The sequence below is a fragment of the Cellulomonas sp. P4_A2 genome, from assembly GCF_056402515.1.
On record NZ_JBFUHG010000259.1, the window covers coordinates 1 to 354 of the forward strand.

General features: G+C 71.2%; 1 protein-coding gene. It reads right to left on the reverse strand.

The features are described from left to right. Window positions 1–354 (reverse strand): hypothetical protein (locus tag AC1DUE_RS20970; RefSeq protein WP_477041317.1); only part of this gene is annotated, 354 nt, incomplete at both ends.

Below are 354 nucleotides of genomic sequence, written 5' to 3' on the forward strand. Positions count from 1 at the left end.
GGGAAGTACGGCGGTGACTCGAACTGCCGGATCTGATCGCGGGCGCTTGCCCATGCGTGACGAATCCTGGGGCCGATGGCGTCGCCGGTGACGACCTCGACGAGATTGTCGTTGTACGCGGCGAGCCGCTGTCGCCGGAACGACTCGAAGGCGCCCCCGACGGTGATGCGCGACTCCTCGACCTCAGCCGCACGGTGCCGGGCGAGGATCTCCAGGCCTGCGGTCGGCGGCACCGGGGCCACCACGTCCCCACCCTCCTCGGCGGCACTGGCCAGACCGGCGTCGACCAGTACGCCGTATGCCGTGGCCAGTTCCGCACCGTCCAGGTCGGCCGCGGCCGCGATCGCACTCAGC